Origin of the sequence: Chelatococcus sp. XZ-Ab1 (assembly GCF_029309855.1) — a bacterium.
GTDB lineage: Bacteria > Pseudomonadota > Alphaproteobacteria > Rhizobiales > Beijerinckiaceae > Chelatococcus_A > Chelatococcus_A sambhunathii.
Map to the genome: position 1 here is coordinate 491,299 of NZ_JARKII010000002.1, position 16,556 is coordinate 507,854.

Below are 16,556 nucleotides of genomic sequence, written 5' to 3' on the forward strand. Positions count from 1 at the left end.
ATGCAGGGATTCGGCGTCCACACGAGCATGTGGACCATGACGTGGGACCGGGCCGGGGCGGAGCGGGCGGTCGCCGCCGCGCAATCCTACGGCATGGATTTCATCGAGATCGCGCTGCTCAACGCGCCGGCGGTCGATGCCGCCCATTCGCGTGCGCTGCTCGAGAAGGCGGGCCTGAGGGCCGTGTGCTCGCTCGGCCTGCCCGAACAGGCCTGGGCCTCGCAGCGGCCCGAGGCGGCGATCGACTATCTCAAGGTCGCCATCGACAAGACGGCGGAGATCGGCGCCGAGGCGCTGTCCGGCGTTATTTTCGGAGGCATCGGCGAGCGCACCGGCGTGCCGCCGACCGAGCAGGAATACGACAACATTGCCCGCGCGCTGACGGCGGCGGCCCGGCACGCCAAGGCGCGCGACATCGAGCTCGGCATCGAGGCGGTCAACCGCTACGAGAACCACCTCATCAACACCGCGCGGCAGGCCGTGGAGATGGTGGAGCGGGTGGGCGCCGACAATGTCTTCGTCCACCTCGACACCTATCACATGAACATCGAGGAGAAGGGCGCCGCCATGGGCATCCTCGATGCGCGCGAGCACCTCAAGTACATCCACATGTCGGAGAGCGACCGCGGCACGCCCGGCTGCGGCAACGTGCCGTGGGACGAGATCTGCGCGGCGCTCGCCGCCATCGGCTTCCGCGGCGGCCTCGCCATGGAGAGCTTCATCAACATGCCACCGGAGGTGGCCTATGGCCTCGCCGTCTGGCGACCGGTGGCGAAGGACGAGGCGGAGGTCATGGGCAACGGCCTGCCCTTCCTGCGCAACAAGGCCCGGCAATACGGCCTCATCTGAGCGGAGGACGCGATGGCCGGGATGCGGGCCGGCGGCGTCGTCGCGGTGTTCGACGTCGGCAAGACGAACATCAAGCTGAGCGCCGTCGACGCCGACGGGCGCGTGCTCGAGACCCTGAGCGTGGCCAATCCGGTGCGCGAGGGGCCGCCCTGGCGGCACCACGACCTTGCGGCGATCCGTGGCTGGCTGCTCGACGGGCTCGGCACGCTGGGGAAGCGCCATGCGCTGCAGGGCTTCGTGCCGGTCGGGCACGGCTCCGGCGGCGTCCTCGCCCTTGCCGATCCCGACACGGGCGACGGTGCGGCGCTGCCGATGATCGATTACGAGCAGCCGCTGCCGGAGGACGTCCGCGAGGCCTATGCGCCGCTCGCTGGCCCGTTCTTCGACCGCGGCAGCGCGCTGATGCACGGGGCGACGCACCAGGCACGCCAGCTGTTCTGGATGGAACGGGAGGCGCCGCAGGTGGTCGCCGCGGCCCGCTGGTATCTCGGCATCCCGCAATACTGGGCCTGGGTCATGTCCGGCGTTGCCGTCTCGGAGGCGAGCGTGCTCGGCGCCCAGTCGCATCTGTGGAACGTCCCCGAGCGGCGCTGGGCAGCGATCGTGCGCGCGCGCGGCTGGGAACGGCTGATGCCGCCCTTCGCCAGGGCCTGGCAGGCGGTGGGCCGGATCCGGCCGGTGCTCGCGGACCGTCACGGGCTGCCGCAGGACCTTGCCATCTTCGCCGGCGGCCACGACAGCAGCGTGAACTACTATCGCTACCAGGCGGCGGGGTTGCGCGCGGCGAGCGTCGTCTCTACCGGCACCTGGATCGTCGGGTTGTCGGGCGGAACGCCGCTCGCGCGGCTCGACGAGCATCGCGGCATGACCTGCAACAGCGATGTCTTCGGCGCGCCGCTCGGCGGCGTTCTCAGCATGGGCGGGCGGGAATTCGCGGCGATCGCGGGTCCGGATGCCCCGGCGGAGCCTGTCGCCATCGAGACCGCCGCCCGGCTTGCCGCGCGCGGCACCATGGCGATGCCCTCCTTCGGCGACAGCGACAGCCTCTTTCCCGGAAGCGCCGGGCGCGGCCATATCCGCGGCGAGCCGCCGGCGACGCCAGCGGAGCGCAAGGCGCTCGCCGTCCTTTACTGCGCCCTGCTGACGGCCGAGTGCCTCGATGCGCTGGGGCCGGGGAGGGATGTCGTCCTCGATGGCAGCTTCGTGCGCGAGCCGCTTTATCCGGCGCTTGCCGCCGCCTTCGCGCCCGGCCGGCGCGTGCGCTTCAGCCTCGATGCCTATGGCGTCGCGGCCGGAGCGGCACTCCTCGCCGGCCATGGTGAGCGATCGCAGCCGGCCCCCGTCGATCTGAGCGAGGCCGGCCCGCTTCCGCCGGTCTTTGCCGCCTATGCGGAGCGGTGGCGCGAAGCGGTGCATCGCGACGGGCCGGCTGCCCCGACATCATGAGAAAGGAGCGTTCCATGGCAGCAAGCGACACGCAGGCCCTGCGCCGCGAGATGGTGGACATTTGCCGGCGCATGAATGCGAGCGGCATCAACCAGGGCACGGCGGGCAACCTGTCCGTCCGCACCGGCGATGGTTTTCTCATCACGCCCTCGTCGATGCCCTATGAGACGATGACGCCGGAGGACATTGTCGAGATGGACTTCGACGGCACCTATGTCGGCCGCCGCCCGTCATCCGAATGGCGCTTCCACCGCGACATCCTGCGCAGGCGGGACGACATCGACGTGGTGCTGCACTGTCATTCGGTCTATGCGACGACGCTCGCCTGCCACCACAAGCGCATCCCCGCCTTCCACTACATGGTCGGTGTTGCGGGCGGCAACGACATCCGCTGCGCCGGCTATGCCACTTTCGGCACGCAGGCGCTGTCCGACAACGCGCTTACCGCGCTCGAGGGGCGCTTGGCCTGCCTCCTCGGCCAGCACGGCCAGATCGCGCTCGGCAAGACGCTGGAGGCGGCACTGTGGCTCGCCATCGAGGTCGAGACCCTGTCGCGCCTCTATGTCCAGGCGTTGACGCTCGGCGACCCGCCGGTCCTGCCCGACGACGAAATGGAGCGCGTGATCGGCCAGATGCGTCGCATGAGCTACGGCCTTGCGCCAGACGCGGAGGGCGTCAACGACATCGCTCGGCCACGCGGGGGCGCCGGATAGCGCTCAGGGACGCCGGCCGCCGCCGGGCTGACGGGACAGGACCTCCCGCGCCCAGGCGATGAAGACCTGCACCTTGCGGTGGCGCAGGTTCTGGTGCGGGCAGACGAACCATTGCGAGACCATGCGCAGGGGCAACGGATCGCGCATGGGGCAGACGAGGCGCCCGTCGCGGCGCTCGCGCCAGGTGGTGAGGTCGCTCTCGAGGGCGATGCCCATGCCGTCGGCAGCCGCCTCGATCGTCATGTACGAACGGTCGAAGAGCACGCGCCTGACGCGCGAGGGCATGTCGATGCCCGCGTGGCGGAACCAGTCCGGCCACTGCACCAGCGTCTTGACGGACTGGATGAGGCGGAAGCCGAACAGATCCGCGGCGCCGAGCGAGCCGGGCGGCGCGAGCTGCGGCGCACACAGCGGCATGACCGTCTCCTCGTAGACCGGATCGACGAACAGGCCCGGCCAGCGCCCCTCGCCGTGACGAAGCTCGACATCGACGCCCTCGCGGGCAAAGTCCGTCGGCTCGTTCGTCGCGTCGATGCGCACCTCGAGGTCGGGGTTGTCGTCGAGGAAGCCGGCGAGGGCCGGCAGCAGGCATTTGGTCGCCAGCGTGGGGGCAGCGCGGACGGTGAGCACCGTGACCGCATTGTAGCCGCGCATGTTGCGCGTCGCCGTCGCGATGCGCTCGATCCCCGGGTCGATCATCTCGAAATAGCGCTCGCCGGCCTCGGTCAGGGCGATGCCGCGGCCCCGGCGCGTCAGGAGCGACGTGCCGAGATGCGTCTCGAGAAACTGCACCTGCTGGCTGATCGCCGAGGGCGTGACGCCGAGCTCTTCCGCCGCCTTGGTCAGGCTGCGCCAGCGCGCGGTAGCGTGAAAGGCGCTGATGGCCCGGTAGGGAAGATGCATGGCGACCTTTCAGACCAGCTAAACAATCGGATCATAAAACTGGTTTGTCCTAAAGACCAAGCTGTCCTAGCCTTTTAACCGTGACAACAAGTGCTGCACTGCAAAAAGCCAAGCAGCCATCGCACAGGGAAGTAATCGCCGCGGCGCGGCGATGGCCGGGAAACGCAAATCTCATTTTTACAACGTCGCCGCGCCTTGCGCGGGCGCGGCGCGAACGGGAGGGTGTTCCATGCGCTGGATCAATGTTGCGGCCACGACGACCCTTGCGGTCGTGCTCGGTCTGTCGAGCATCGCCGTCGAAGCCAAGACCCTTCGCCTCGGGCATGCCACGTCGGACACCAATCCACGGCATACGGCCGCCCTTGCCTTCGCCGAGAAGGTGAAGGAGGCGAGTGGCGGCAAGTTGACCGTGGCCGTCGCCGGCAATGCCCAGTTCGGCGACGACGTGGAGATGATCTCCGCGCTGCGCCTTGGCACGCTCGACATGTCGCTCAACAGCCAGGGCTCGCTGTCGGGCGTGGTGCCGGAAGTGACGACGCTCGGCCTGCCGTTCCTCTTCGACAATCTCGAAAGCGCCTGGAAGGTGATCGACGGGCCGATCGGCGACGAGCTTGCCAAGAAGGCCGAGGAGAAGAACCTCATCGTGCTCGCCTGGTGGGACAACGGCATCCGCCAGATCACCAACAATGTGCGCCCCATCACGAAACCGGACGATCTCAAGGGGCTCAAGCTGCGCGTGCCGCCAGACCCGATGGGCACCGATATCTTCGCCGCGCTCGGAGCCAATCCGACGCCGATGAAGTTCTCCGAGCTCTACCTTGCCCTGCAGCAGGGCGTCGTGGACGGGCAGGAGAACCCGATCATGAACATCTACTATTCCAAATTCCAGGAAGTGCAGAAGTTCATGTCCCTGTCGGGACACAAGTACGAGGTGACGCCCTTCCTCATCAACAAGATGGCCTGGTCCGGCCTGTCGCAGGAGGAGAAGGACATCATCCTCGAGGCGGCGCGCGAGGCGCGCGACTTCCAGCGCCAGCTGTCTCTGAAGGCCGACGGCGAATTGCTGCAGAAGATCAAGGACGCCGGCGTTGCTGTGAACGAGGTCGACCCCGGTCCGTTCCGCGAGGCGACGAAGTCGGTCTACGACAAGTGGCAAGCCCAGTTCGGCGACTTCGTGCCGAAGCTCGTCGACGCCGCGCGGGCAGGCTCGTGACGGCCCTGAGCCGTCCCGCCGAGCGCACGGGCAGCGGCCTTGCCGCGCTCGTGCGCATCATCGACGGGACCGTGCTTCTCCTCGCCCAGGCGATCGGTGCGCTCGTCACAGTCGCGCTCTTCGTGGCGGTGATGACCTCGGTCATCGTGCGCTACGCTACCAACGCCAGCATCGGTTGGGTCAACGAACTGCCGGACCTGCTGTTCCCGTGGCTCGCCATGTCCGGTATCGTCGTCGCGGCGCAGTTCGGCCGGCACATCGTGGTCGAGTTCGGCATCCTGCTGATGCCGCGGGCCATGGGCCGCGTCGTGCTCGTCATCGTCCAGCTCCTCGTCGCGGCGATCTTCGTCTTCCTCGCGCTCGAAGGACGCATGGTGATCGAGGTCACGTCCGCCGAGCGGTTCCCGGTTCTCGGCCTGCCGATGTCCTTCGCCTATCTCGCGCTCGTCACCGGCTGCGTGCTCATCGCCGTCACGGCGCTGACCACGGCCCTCCGGATCGCCGGCGACGCGGGCGACCCGCTCAAGGCGCGCGAAGGCATGGAGCCGGGCGGCCACCATGGTGAGGCCGTGTCATGACGGTCCTGCTCATTATTCTCTTTGCCGCGTTCATGCTCGTCGGCATGCCCATCGGCTATGCGCTCGTCCTTAGCGGCACGGCGGCGATCCTCCTCCTCGGCGACATCCCGAGCACGGTGGTGCTGCTCAAGATCTTCCAGCCGATGCAGAGCTTCCCGCTGCTTGCCATTCCCTTCTTCATCCTGTCGGGTGCGCTCCTGATGTCGGGGCGGCTGGGACAGCAGCTCATCGCCTTCGCCGCCGCGCTTGTCGGGCGTTTCCGCGGCGGCCTCGGCCAGGTCAACGTGTTCGGCTCGGCGCTGTTCGGCGGCGTGTCGGGCTCGGCGGTGGCGGACGCCTCCGCGCTCGGGGCCATGCTCATCCCGTGGATGCGGCGCGAGGGCTATCCGCCGGCGCTGGCGGCGGCCATCACCGCCTCCTCCTCCATCATCGCCGTGCTCATCCCGCCGTCGATCCCGCTCATCCTCTATGCGGCGGTCTCGAACGCCTCCATCGCGCAGCTCTTCCTCGCCGGTCTCCTGCCCGGCGCGATGCTGACGATCGGGCTCATGGTCTCGTGCTGGCTCATCGGCCGCGCGCGCGACCTGCCGGTGGTGCGCATCGAGGGCGGCGCGAAGGCGGTGGCGAAGACGGCGCTCGTCGCGGCGCCAGCCATCTCCCTGCCGCTCATGATCGTCGTGCTTCTGCGCTTCGGCATCGCGACGCCGACGGAGGTGAGCGTCATCGCCGTCGCCTACGCGCTCATCATCCGCTTTGCCTTCTACCGCGACCTCAACGGCACGGGGCTTCTCGCCAATATCATCGCGACGCTCGCGACGACGGGCGTCGTGATGCTGGTGATCGCCGCCTCGAACCTCATCGGCTTCATCCTGACCGTCGAGAACATCCCGGCCATGCTGGCGGACTGGGCGCTGAACACGCTCAAGGAGCCCTGGCTCGTCATCCTGATGATGAACCTCGTCATGCTCTTCGTCGGCATGTTCCTCGACCTGCCGGCGGCGATCCTCTTGCTCGGGCCGCTGTTCGTGGCGCTTGCCGGGGCCATCGGGCTCGACCTGATCCAGCTCGGCGTGATGATGACGATCAACCTCGCCATCGGCCTGTTCACGCCGCCCGTGGGGACGACGCTCTTCATCGCCTCCGCCATCTCGCGCGAGAGCGTAGGCGCCGTCACCCGCGAGATGTGGCCGTTCTACCTCGTCGCCATCACGCTGCTCGGGCTCGTCGCCTTCGTGCCGGCCTTCACCATCCACTTCTGATCTGAACAGGAGCAATCCCCGTGAATCTCGCTTCCATGCTCAAGCGTCGCGCAGCCGAGGGCCGGCCCGTGCGGGTCGGCCTCATCGGGGCCGGCAAGTTCGGCTCGATGTTCCTCTCGCAGGTGCGCACCACAGTCGGGCTGCACCTCATGGCGGTGGCCGACCTCTCGGCCGAGCGCGCCCGCAAGGCCATGACCAACACCGGCTGGGACGTCGAGGCCGTCGCCGCCGCCTCCTTCGCCGATGCCCTGGCGAAGGGCGGCACGCACGTCGGCGAGGATTCGGAGGCGCTTATCAAGGCTGATGGCCTCGACGTCGTCATCGATGCCACAGGCAATCCGGGCGCCGGCATTCGCCACGCCCTTCTGGCCGCGAGAAACGGCCGGCACATGGTCATGGTCAATGTCGAGGCGGACGTGCTCGCCGGCGCCTATCTCGCGGAGGAATTCCGCAAGGCCGGCCTCGTCTACACGCTCGCCTACGGCGACCAGCCGGCGCTCGTCTGCGAGATGGTGGACTGGGCCGAGACCTGCGGCTTCCGCGTCGTCGCCGCCGGCAAGGGCACCAAGTACATGCCGAGCTACCACCAGTCGACGCCGGAGACGGTGTGGACGCATTTCGGCATCACGCCGGAACAGGCGGCCCTCGGCGGCATGAACCCGCAGATGTTCAACTCCTTCATCGACGGCACCAAATCGTCCATCGAGATGGCCGCGATCTCGAACGCGACGGGTCTGCTCGCGCCGAAGGACGGCCTCCTCTTTCCGCCCGCCGGCGTGCACGACCTGCCCCAGGTTCTCAGGCCCGTCGCCGACGGCGGCGTGCTCGAGCGCAAGGGCATGGTCGAGGTCGTCACCAGCGTCGAGCGCGACGGGCGCCAGGTGGTCAACGACCTGCGCTGGGGCGTCTACGTCGTCTTCGAGGCGGCGGACGGTGATGCGCGCGGCGACTACGCCCGCCGCTGCTTCCGCGAATACAACATCACCGTGGACCCGTCCGGCCGCTATGCCGCGCTCTACCGTACCGTGCATCTCATCGGCCTCGAGCTCGGCGTCAGCGTCGCCAATGCCGCGCTGCGCGGCGAGGCGACGGGCGCGCCGAGCGCCTTCCGCTCGGACGTCGTGGCCGTCGCCAAGAAGGCACTGGTGCCGGGCGAGATGCTCGACGGCGAAGGCGGCTACACCGTCTGGGGGCGGGTGATGCGGGCGGAGGATTCGCTCGCCATCGGCGCGCTGCCCATCGGCCTTGCGCACAAGGTGGCGCTGAAGCGGCCAGTCGCGCCCGGCGGCGTCGTGCGCTGGGAAGATGTCGAGATCGCCGACAGCGAGGCCGTGCGCGTGCGCCGCGCCATGGAGCATGAGGCGGCTGCGCGGCGCATCGCGGCCGAGTAGGATCGGTGGCGACGGGGCCGGCTCGCCGCCGGCCCCTTCACGTTGGGACACTTGCCGGAGGTTCGTTCGCCCATGCTGACCGTCGTCGCCATCATCCGCGCCGAGGAGGGACAGGAAGAAGCCGCCCGTGCGGCGCTCGAAGCACTCATCGCCCCGACGCGGGCGGAAGACGGCTGCATCCAGTACGACCTGCACCGGGACAACGCCGATCCCGGCCTCTTCATCTTCTACGAGAACTGGCGCGACGAGGCGGCGCTCGACCGGCACCTCGCGGCTCCGCACCTCGTGGCCCATGGTGAGCGCAGCCGCGGCATCATCAGGTCCGCCGACGTGCGGCGCATGACGCGCATCGGCTGAGGCTCACGCGCACCCTAGCGCGTGGGTGCGCACGCGGTTTTCCACGAGCCGCACCAGGCCAAACACCGTCATCTGCAAGGATTTCGGATTGCCGGCCAGCGGCCGGTTCTTGATCCTCACCTCGATCTTGCAGAAGGTGCCGGTATTTCACGACCAGTAGCGCGGATAGTCCCTCCGCCCGGTGCAGCGGTGATAGAGGAGGGCGGCGGCGACGAGCGTCATCGCGCCGGTGAGCACCGGCGTCACGAGGAAGGACCAGTCGGCCCCGGCGAGCATGACAAGGAGCGGGTTGGCGCCGGCCGGTGCGTGGGTCCTGCGCGTTACGAGCATCGCGGCTATGGCGAGACCAACGGCGAGCGCCATGATGGCCGCATTCGTGCCGAAGAAGTTCATCACGCCGAGACCGATGGTTGCGGCGATCAGATGTCCGCCGCCGAGCGCCTGCGCGCCGATCCCTCCATCAACTGACGGTGGTCAGGGCCCGCCCGGGCGATGCATGGCCCCGGGCAAGGTGCGTTCGCCGAAATCGACGACCGACTGCCGGAGCACCTCACCCGCCTCGTCGACGGTGAGGCGCACCCGGCGCCCCTTGTGAAAGAAGGTCAACCGGTACTGCCCCTGGTGCTCCTCCTCGCCGCGCTCGCACAGACTGGTGACCTCACCGGCGCGCATCAGCTCGGGCAGCGCGGAGGGCGCGATGCCGAGGAGGCCACCGAGCAGGGTCGCGTCGACGAGGAAGCCACCGTCACTGCTACGGTTCAGGCGTCTGGCATGTCTCATCGGTTGCTCCGGTCACGATAGCGAGATACGACCCGCCCATCTCGGGCGGCCGACTGCAGAAAGTCCTCCGGCTTCAGCAGGATGTCGGCGAGGGTGTAGCGGTCGAGCGTCGCGGTGAAGGCATCGAGCGCCTCGCGCAGGATGCGCGGCAGCCGGCAGGGCTGCGTGATGAGGCAGGTATCGTCCGTGGCGAAGCATTCGACGAGATGGAAATCGGGCTCGGTCGCCCGCACGACGTCGCCGAGTCTGATGTCCTTCGGGTCATGCGCCAGGGCAAGGCCGCCGGATCGGCCACGCACCGCCTTCAGGAAGCCCGCGCGGGTCAGCGCTGTCGCTACCTTCATCAGATGGGCGCGGGAGATGCCGAAGGTGCGCGCCGTCTCCTCGATGGTGATAAGCCGCGCACCGGCCGATGCCGCCAGCATCAGCATGCGCAGGGCATAGTCGGAAAAGTTCGTGAGCCTCATGCCCGCAGGGTCCCATGCGCGAAGGTGTTCGGAAAAGATGCATCGTCGATGCGATTTTTCAACATGGGCGAGTCCCCACCCTTGACAGGAGCCGGCAAGCCTGCGCGATAAAAAAGACATACAAAATATGTCTTTTTAAGTATTCCAAGACGGAGGGCCGGCGCCACCCGGGCTTCCGCCTGTCTGTGATCGGGCCGGAAGCCCAACGAAACTGAGGATTGGTCATGATCGATCGCCGTCATCTCATGCTGTCCGGCATCGCCGCTCTCGCCGTGCGCCCCGCCCTCGCCGCCTCGCCAGCCATGACGCTCTGGGGCCCGCCCGCGGCACCCTCCGTCCTCCTGGCGCAGGCGGTGGCCGCAGGAAGTATCCAGGGCCAGTCCCTCGACTTTCGCGTCTGGCGCTCGCCTGACGAGATGCGCGCCGGGATCGCGGGCGGCACGATGCAGGCGGTCGTGGTGCCGACCTATGTCGCGGCCAATTTCTACAACAGGGGTGCCGGCCTGCGGCTTCTCAACGTCCTGACGGAGGGTCTGCTCTATGTGGTCGGCACGCCTGACGCGGAGGGGGTCGTCGGACTTGCCGGCCGGCGTGTCGCCGTTCCGTTCGCCAACGACATGCCTGACCTCGTGCTGCGGCGGCTTCTGGCCAAGGCCGCGCTGACGCCGGGCAGGGATATCCATCTCGACTACGTCGGCTCGCCGCCGGAGGCCGTGCAGCTTCTCCTCGCAGGACGGGTTGATGCCGCGCTCCTGTCGGAGCCGGCGGCCTCGGCCGCCATCCTGCGCGGCGGCATGGCGGGCAAGGAACTGGTGCGCGCCGTCGATTGCCGGCGGGCCTGGCAGGTGGCCACGGGTGCGGCCTCCATGCCGCAGGCCGGCCTCGCTGTGATGCCAGCGCTAGCCGACAGGTTAGGCGGGGAGGGGCTCGAAGCCCTGCAGGGGGCGCTCGAAGCCGCCCTTGCCCGCGTGAAGGCCGATCCGGCTGCTGCGGGCGGAGCCGCCGCAACGGCTCTCGAACTGCCGGCACCGGTCGTCGGGCGTGCGATCGCCTCCAGCAATCTCGTCGCCCTGCGTGCCTCCGCCGCCCGCGAGGCGCTGACAGGCTTCTTTGCCGCCTTGGCCGAAGACGACCCGCGCATTATCGGCGGCGGCCAGCCCGATGCCGGCTTCTATGCGCTCTGACGCGAAGGGGGTGGCCGCCTGGTTCGGGCGCTATCTCTGGTCGGCCTGGGCCGGGGCGACGGGGCTCCTGTGCCTCGCCGCCGCTTGGCAGATGGCGCACGAGATCTATGGGGCCTTCATCCTGCCGGATCCGCTGACGACACTCGCGACACTCGCCGATCTCGCGACTGAGCCGGGGTTCGGCGCGGCCGTGAAGGAGACGGGGCTGCGCGCGCTCAACGGCTTTATGCTTGCGGCCGGCATCGGCGCGGCCGCGGGAACCGTCGCCGGCTATTCCTTTGCCGCCCTGAGGCTGATGAAGCCGGTCGTCACCTTCATCCTCGGCGTGCCGCCGATCTCGTGGATCGTCCTCGCCCTCATCTGGTTCGGCGCCTCGGGCGGCTCGGCGGTCGCCACCGTCGTCGTCGCGGCGTTGCCCATCTCCTTCGCGGGAGCGCTGGAAGGGGTGGCGACGCGGGACCGCGGCCTCGACGCCATGGCGCGCGCCTTCGGCGCCGGGCCGCTCCGCCGCTTCCGGGATGTGACGCTGCCGCATCTTCTCTCCTATCTCTTCGCGGCCTGGACAACGGCCATCGGCACCGCCTGGAAGGTCGCGGTGATGGCAGAACTCCTCGGCAATGCCGGCGGTGTCGGCGGTGCACTCGCCAGAGCGCGCGCCCTGTTCGACATCCCGCAGGTCATGGCCCTGACGGTCCTCGTCGTCCTCTGCGCGCTCGGCAGTGATCACCTCGTTCTGCAGCCGCTGCGCGAGGCGGCCGAGCGCTGGCGCACGGCCGGGCAGTCGGGGAGTGTCAAACAGCCTTGGAGCGTCAGGCCATGAAGCTGCGGCTGGAAAATGTCGGCCATGCCTTCCTCGGCCGCACTGTCATCGAAGGCATCGACCTCGCCCTAGCCGCCGGCGAGATCGTCGCTCTCGTCGGCCCGTCGGGTTGCGGTAAGACGACGCTAATGCACATCGCCGCCGGGCTCGTCGTGCCGCTGCGTGGCCGCGTGCATCGCGCGTACAGGCGCCACGCCATGGTCTTCCAGGAGCCGCGGCTGCTGCCATGGCTGACGGCGCGCGACAACATCGCCTATGGCCTCGCCTGCGCGGGGACGCCCCGCCGGCACAGGCGGGAGATCGCCGCCGTGCGAGCAAGGGAGGTCGGCCTCGAGGCTGATGATCTAGACAAGTTCCCGCCGGAACTGTCTGGCGGCATGCGCCAGCGTGCAGCAGTGGCCCGTGCGCTCGCCGTCGCGCCGGACGTGGTCTTTCTCGACGAGCCGTTCTCGGCCGTCGATGCCGGGCTGCGCCGCATGATGCAGGATCACCTCGCGCAGGCGGCGGCGCGCGAGGGCTTCTGCGCCCTCTTCGTGACGCACGATCTCGGTGAAGCCGCGCGCATCGCCGACCGGCTGGTCGTGCTCTCGGCCCGCCGGCGCGGCATCATCGACCTGCGGGCCATACCCGGCCGGCCGGGCGCGCGGGACGAGCGCTTCGTTTTCGACCTCGTAGCGGCCTGGTCATGCGAAGAGGCCTTCGCCGAAATCCTCGACGGGGCCGGACGGCTGCAATGAGCGTCTCCGTCGAACGTTCGGTTAGGTTGCAGCCGTTGCTTCTCCTCGACGAAGGCCTGCGCCTCTTCTTTCCCGTCGCCGCCTTGCACGGCGCCCTCTGGCCGCTCCTGTGGACGCTGGTCTTGTCGCTCGACCTGCCTTTCTCGGGCGTGGTGCCCCAGGGCCAATGGCACGCGCATGAGATGGTCTTCGGCACCTGTGCCGCCGCGCTCGCCGGCTTCTTGACCTCGGCCGTGCCGGAATGGACCGATACGGACCGGCCCCGCGGCCCGGCGCTGCTCCTCCTCGTGGGGGTCTGGTTGCCAGGGCGTATCGTCGGGCTTCTCGCCGCCGATGCGCTCGTGCCGCTGGCGCTCGCAGGCGATGCCGCCTTCCTGTCACTGCTCCTTGCCCATGTCGCCGTCCCGATGGCGCGGCGGCGCCTGTGGCGTCATTGGTCCTTCGCGGCTTGGCTCGTGGTGCTCGTTGCGGCTGAAATGGCCATCCGCCTTGCCTGGATGGCGGGCGAATTCGCGCTCGCGCAGCGCCTGCTCGTCGCGAGCCTCCTTGTCTTCGTGATCCTGTTCGCGCTGTCTCTGTCGCGGATCAACGTGGTCGTGCTTAACTTGGCGCTCGATCCTTCTGGTGAGACGACGCCCTACAAGCCCCATCCCGGACGCCAGAATCTCGCCGCCGGGCTCACGGCCCTCTACGGGGCGGCACAGCTCGCCTTTCCGCAATCCTCGGCGCCGGCCTTCCTCGCGCTCGCTGCCGGCGCGGCCTTCATGGACCGGTTGGCGGAATGGTTCGTGGGGCGCAGCGTGCTGGCAAGCCACGTGCTGGCTCTGGCCGGCGCGAATGCCGCAGCGGGGACCGGCCTTCTGCTCATCGGCGCGGGGCAGCTCGGGGCATCGGTCTCCCCCGCCGCCGGGCTGCACATGCTGGGCATGGGCTGCCTCGGCCTCGCGCTGCTCGCCGTCTTCGCCATCGCAGGCCTCAGGCACACCGGCCGGATACTGGCGATGCCGTGGCAAGCGAGGGCCGCGTTCCTGCTCGTCGCGATGGCCGCGCTGGTGCGCACCGCCCCCGAGACAGGGCTTGTTGCGGCGCTTCACGGGCTGCACTACGGCCTCGCCGCCCTCCTGTGGGCGAGCGCCTTCGGGCTGTGGCTGCAGGGTTTCCTGCCGTTCATGCTCGCCCCTGCGCTGCCCGATTGTCCGGAGCCGGCCGCCACCGTTAACACTTTGGACAAGGGGGCGAACTAGCATGGCGACGTCGCGGGATACGATGCCGGCTGCGGAGCGAGCGACATGCCGGTGTCCGGGGGCGTGGCCAAGCATGCTGGAGCTTCTTCTCCTGCTTATCGGCGGCGGCATGGTGCGTCGCAAGTGGTGGCTCGTGGGGGTCCTCGGGCTTCTGTGGATGGCGATCGGCCTCTTCTTCGTCGTGACCGCGCTCGACGACAGCCTGCGTTTCTCGTCCACCTATTTCGCCATTCCGCTGCTCGTCGATGCCGCCTTCTCCGCGGTCAGCGGCCTTTCGGCACCGGACGGGCGCCGGCTGCTGCGTCTCGGCAAGGCGGCCGTTCTCCTCATCATCGTTCTCCTGATCATCGAGGCGCCATGGCACAGCGGCATCCTCGTTGGCATCCTGGTCGGCGCGCTCCTCGTCGGTGACGCCGTCTGGCGGGCGAGCAGCGCCTATGTCGTGCGCTTTCACCGCTGGCGGCTCTCCATCGTGAAGGCGGCCGTCGAGTTCCTGATCGGCCTCTGGTCCTTCGTGCCCTGGCCGAGCCATTGGCAGGGGGAAGTCGGTGCCGACGTCGGCACCCTGATGATCGTATCGGCCATGGGATTGTGCGGGTTGGCGCTGCGCATCCGACGGCTGCCGCTCGACACGTCCGTCGCGATGATTCTAGCAAGGGGGCGCGCACGGGATCTGAGGCCCGGCTCTCCGCGGCGGATCCTTCCCGTTCGGGGTGAGGGGCCGGACGAGGGCGACGTCATCGTGCACGTGTGGACGCCGACCGGCGGCATCGTGCCCCTGCACAGGGGCGTCGAGCGCTATGTCGCGGCCCGGGACGAGAAGGGCATCGTCTCGACCGGTCATGCCGCGCTCGAGGCGCCGCCGGACATCTACATCAGCCACTATCCCGCGGTTGAGATCGACCGGGCGCCCTCCCAGTTCGCCCGCGCCCTCAGGGCAACCCCGGACAACGACGTGCCCGGTCTGTTCAAGCCGAGTTATGCCGAGGAGAGTGCGGAATGGTGCCCCTCGACCGTGCAGGTGCGGCTCGCCGGCCTCAATCGGCGGGCGCTGCGCGCGTTCTGGCAGGTCTACCGAGCGGATGCGACCTACAATCTCACGGATCGCAACTGCTCCAGCGCGGTTGCGAGTGCGCTCGAGGTCGCCATTGAGGGCCGTTTTGCCGAGGCGGCGCGATCACCCGCCTTGCTGCTGCGCCTCCTCTGCGCACCCGAGCTGTGGATCGCAGGGTTGCTGCGCCGCCGGGCGGCGTGGATGGCCTGGACGCCCGGCATCGTCCTCGACTACGCCCGGGCCGTCGGCGCCCTGATCGCCCAGTTCGAGCCGCGGCCGGACGGCGGCCGCGTCCATCCGGCTCCGTCCGACCATTCGGCTGCCGCCGCCGTGCCGTCCGGCGACTGAGAGGTTCGCGTGTACACCAGCATCGTCGGGGGCAGCGCCGTCCTGGCCCGTGCGGGCATCATCGCCACGGCGGCGGTTTTCGGGCTGACCTACAGCCTGAGCGCGGCGCTGATCGCGCTCGATCTGGCGGAACGCGGCTTGAGCGAGGGCCTCATCGGTGCCAATGCGGCGATGCATGCCGTCGGCGTCCTCGCCATGGCCTTCCTCCTTCCACGGATCGGGGCCCGGTTGGGACTGCGGCGGGCGATCGCCGGCGCGCTCTGCTGCGCGGCGCTGCTCCTGTGCCTTTTTCCGCTGATACCCCTGGTGTGGCTCTGGTTTCCACTGCGCATACTGCTCGGCGCGGCCTCTGAGGTGCTGTTCGTCCTGTCCGAGACATGGTTGAACGCGTTGAGCACCGAGCGCTCGCGGGCACGGACGATGGGCGCCTACACCGCCGCCCTGTCCGTCGGCTTCGCGCTCGGACCGCTGATCCTGTCGCTCGTGGGGTCGGAGGGCTTCACTGCCTATGGCATCGGCGCCACCCTTGCGGCCTCTGCTGCTCTCTTCATCGCCTTTGCTCGGATCGCGGCGCCGGCCTTCGAGAAGCCCGCCCACGGCGATCCCCTGCGCTACATGCGTCTTGCGCCGGTCGCCATGGGCGCCACGGCCCTCAATGCGGCAATCGAGACGGCCGGACTGACCTTCCTCACACTCTACGCCATGTCGCTCGGCTGGGGCGAGGGCGATGCCACGCAGCTCATGGCCTACATGATGTTCGGCGCCATCGTCCTGCAGGTGCCCATCGGCTGGCTAGGCGACCGGATGGACCGGGAGCGCCTGATCGTCGCCCTCGCTGCGGTGTCGGCCCTCGGTGCCGCCGTCTGGCCCTTTGCGCTCGCCAGTCCCGCGATGACCTACGCCCTCCTCTTCGTCTGGGGTGGCGTCTTCGTCGGCATCTACACGCTGATGCTGGCGATCGTGGGCAGCCGATTCTCCGGCAGCGACATCATCGGCATCTATGCGGGCATGGGCCTGTTCTGGGGCGTCGGCGCGCTCGTCGGCCCGGCGCTTGCCGGCTTCGCCATGCAGGCAGCCGGCCATGGCCTGCCGATCTTCGTCGCGCTGGCCTGTGGGTTGTTCGCGATGGCGGCGCTCGCCGTCGGACGGCGCGCGATGCGCTAGCAGGGCAGCGCCCGGCCGCAACCGACGCAACTTGCAGAGGTTGCATGCG

General features: G+C 69.0%; 18 protein-coding genes. 14 read left to right on the plus strand and 4 right to left on the minus strand.

What is annotated here, in order from left to right:
- From P2T65_RS05680 to P2T65_RS05690, 3 genes are read left to right on the plus strand one after another with little or no spacing between them, the layout of a single operon-like run.
- The gene (locus P2T65_RS05680) at positions 1–849 is read left to right on the plus strand and encodes a sugar phosphate isomerase/epimerase family protein (RefSeq protein ID WP_055458583.1); all 849 of its coding nucleotides are present in this window, start codon (positions 1–3) and stop codon (positions 847–849) included.
- A 12-nt stretch (positions 850–861) separates the two neighbouring features.
- Positions 862–2,295, plus strand: coding sequence for an FGGY family carbohydrate kinase (locus P2T65_RS05685; RefSeq protein WP_276199376.1), 1,434 nt, complete (start codon positions 862–864; stop codon positions 2,293–2,295).
- 14 nt (positions 2,296–2,309) lie between these two features.
- Positions 2,310–3,008 carry a class II aldolase/adducin family protein gene (locus tag P2T65_RS05690; RefSeq protein ID WP_055458581.1) on the plus strand — a complete coding sequence of 233 codons (699 nt, stop codon included), beginning with the start codon at positions 2,310–2,312 and terminating at the stop codon, positions 3,006–3,008.
- A gap of 3 nt (positions 3,009–3,011) precedes the next feature.
- Here the strand turns inward: P2T65_RS05690 and P2T65_RS05695 are convergent, their stop codons facing one another.
- Positions 3,012–3,911: a LysR substrate-binding domain-containing protein gene (locus tag P2T65_RS05695; RefSeq protein WP_055458580.1), complete on the minus strand. Its 900-nt coding sequence runs from the start codon at positions 3,909–3,911 to the stop codon at positions 3,012–3,014.
- A gap of 229 nt (positions 3,912–4,140) precedes the next feature.
- Here P2T65_RS05695 and P2T65_RS05700 point away from each other — a divergent pair, with 229 nt between their 5' ends.
- The 5 genes from P2T65_RS05700 to P2T65_RS05720 all read left to right on the plus strand — a co-directional run bounded on the left by P2T65_RS05700 (position 4,141) and on the right by P2T65_RS05720 (position 8,709).
- On the plus strand, positions 4,141–5,124 hold the full coding sequence (locus P2T65_RS05700) for a TRAP transporter substrate-binding protein (protein WP_055458579.1): 984 nt from the start codon (positions 4,141–4,143) through the stop codon (positions 5,122–5,124).
- On the plus strand, positions 5,121–5,702 hold the full coding sequence (locus P2T65_RS05705; RefSeq protein ID WP_055458578.1) for a TRAP transporter small permease subunit: 582 nt from the start codon (positions 5,121–5,123) through the stop codon (positions 5,700–5,702). The genes P2T65_RS05700 and P2T65_RS05705 overlap by 4 nt, the downstream gene beginning before the upstream one ends.
- Complete coding sequence (locus tag P2T65_RS05710) at positions 5,699–6,961, plus strand: TRAP transporter large permease (protein ID WP_063188741.1); 1,263 nt, start codon at positions 5,699–5,701, stop codon at positions 6,959–6,961. Before P2T65_RS05705 ends, P2T65_RS05710 begins: the two co-directional genes overlap by 4 nt.
- 20 nt (positions 6,962–6,981) lie before the next feature.
- Positions 6,982–8,352 carry a Gfo/Idh/MocA family oxidoreductase gene (locus tag P2T65_RS05715; protein WP_071924715.1) on the plus strand — a complete coding sequence of 457 codons (1,371 nt, stop codon included), beginning with the start codon at positions 6,982–6,984 and terminating at the stop codon, positions 8,350–8,352.
- A gap of 72 nt (positions 8,353–8,424) precedes the next feature.
- Positions 8,425–8,709 carry a putative quinol monooxygenase gene (locus tag P2T65_RS05720; protein ID WP_019400149.1) on the plus strand — a complete coding sequence of 95 codons (285 nt, stop codon included), beginning with the start codon at positions 8,425–8,427 and terminating at the stop codon, positions 8,707–8,709.
- Between the two features lie 147 nt (positions 8,710–8,856).
- Here the strand turns inward: P2T65_RS05720 and P2T65_RS05725 are convergent, their stop codons facing one another.
- From P2T65_RS05725 to P2T65_RS05735, 3 genes are read right to left on the minus strand one after another with little or no spacing between them, the layout of a single operon-like run.
- Positions 8,857–9,162, minus strand: a complete 306-nt coding sequence (locus P2T65_RS05725) for an HPP family protein (RefSeq protein WP_346348315.1) — start codon at positions 9,160–9,162, stop codon at positions 8,857–8,859.
- Between the two features lie 21 nt (positions 9,163–9,183).
- On the minus strand, positions 9,184–9,489 hold the full coding sequence (locus P2T65_RS05730; protein ID WP_055458573.1) for a DUF6522 family protein: 306 nt from the start codon (positions 9,487–9,489) through the stop codon (positions 9,184–9,186).
- Positions 9,486–9,956 (minus strand): Rrf2 family transcriptional regulator, encoded by a 471-nt coding sequence (locus P2T65_RS05735; RefSeq protein WP_055458572.1) that lies wholly within the window; start codon positions 9,954–9,956, stop codon positions 9,486–9,488. The genes P2T65_RS05730 and P2T65_RS05735 overlap by 4 nt, the downstream gene beginning before the upstream one ends.
- Positions 9,957–10,180: 224 nt before the next feature.
- On the opposite strand from P2T65_RS05735, the gene P2T65_RS05740 reads away from it, so the two are divergent.
- The 6 genes from P2T65_RS05740 to P2T65_RS05765 all read left to right on the plus strand — a co-directional run bounded on the left by P2T65_RS05740 (position 10,181) and on the right by P2T65_RS05765 (position 16,507).
- On the plus strand, positions 10,181–11,140 hold the full coding sequence (locus tag P2T65_RS05740) for an ABC transporter substrate-binding protein (RefSeq protein ID WP_276199377.1): 960 nt from the start codon (positions 10,181–10,183) through the stop codon (positions 11,138–11,140).
- On the plus strand, positions 11,130–11,960 hold the full coding sequence (locus tag P2T65_RS05745) for an ABC transporter permease subunit (RefSeq protein ID WP_276199378.1): 831 nt from the start codon (positions 11,130–11,132) through the stop codon (positions 11,958–11,960). Before P2T65_RS05740 ends, P2T65_RS05745 begins: the two co-directional genes overlap by 11 nt.
- Complete coding sequence (locus tag P2T65_RS05750) at positions 11,957–12,697, plus strand: ATP-binding cassette domain-containing protein (protein ID WP_055458569.1); 741 nt, start codon at positions 11,957–11,959, stop codon at positions 12,695–12,697. The genes P2T65_RS05745 and P2T65_RS05750 overlap by 4 nt, the downstream gene beginning before the upstream one ends.
- A 35-nt stretch (positions 12,698–12,732) precedes the next feature.
- Complete coding sequence (locus P2T65_RS05755) at positions 12,733–13,941, plus strand: NnrS family protein (RefSeq protein ID WP_276199379.1); 1,209 nt, start codon at positions 12,733–12,735, stop codon at positions 13,939–13,941.
- A 73-nt stretch (positions 13,942–14,014) separates the two neighbouring features.
- Positions 14,015–15,343 (plus strand): protease, encoded by a 1,329-nt coding sequence (locus tag P2T65_RS05760; RefSeq protein ID WP_276199380.1) that lies wholly within the window; start codon positions 14,015–14,017, stop codon positions 15,341–15,343.
- 9 nt (positions 15,344–15,352) lie between these two features.
- Positions 15,353–16,507, plus strand: a complete 1,155-nt coding sequence (locus P2T65_RS05765) for an MFS transporter (RefSeq protein WP_276199381.1) — start codon at positions 15,353–15,355, stop codon at positions 16,505–16,507.
- Positions 16,508–16,556 lie beyond the last annotated feature (49 nt).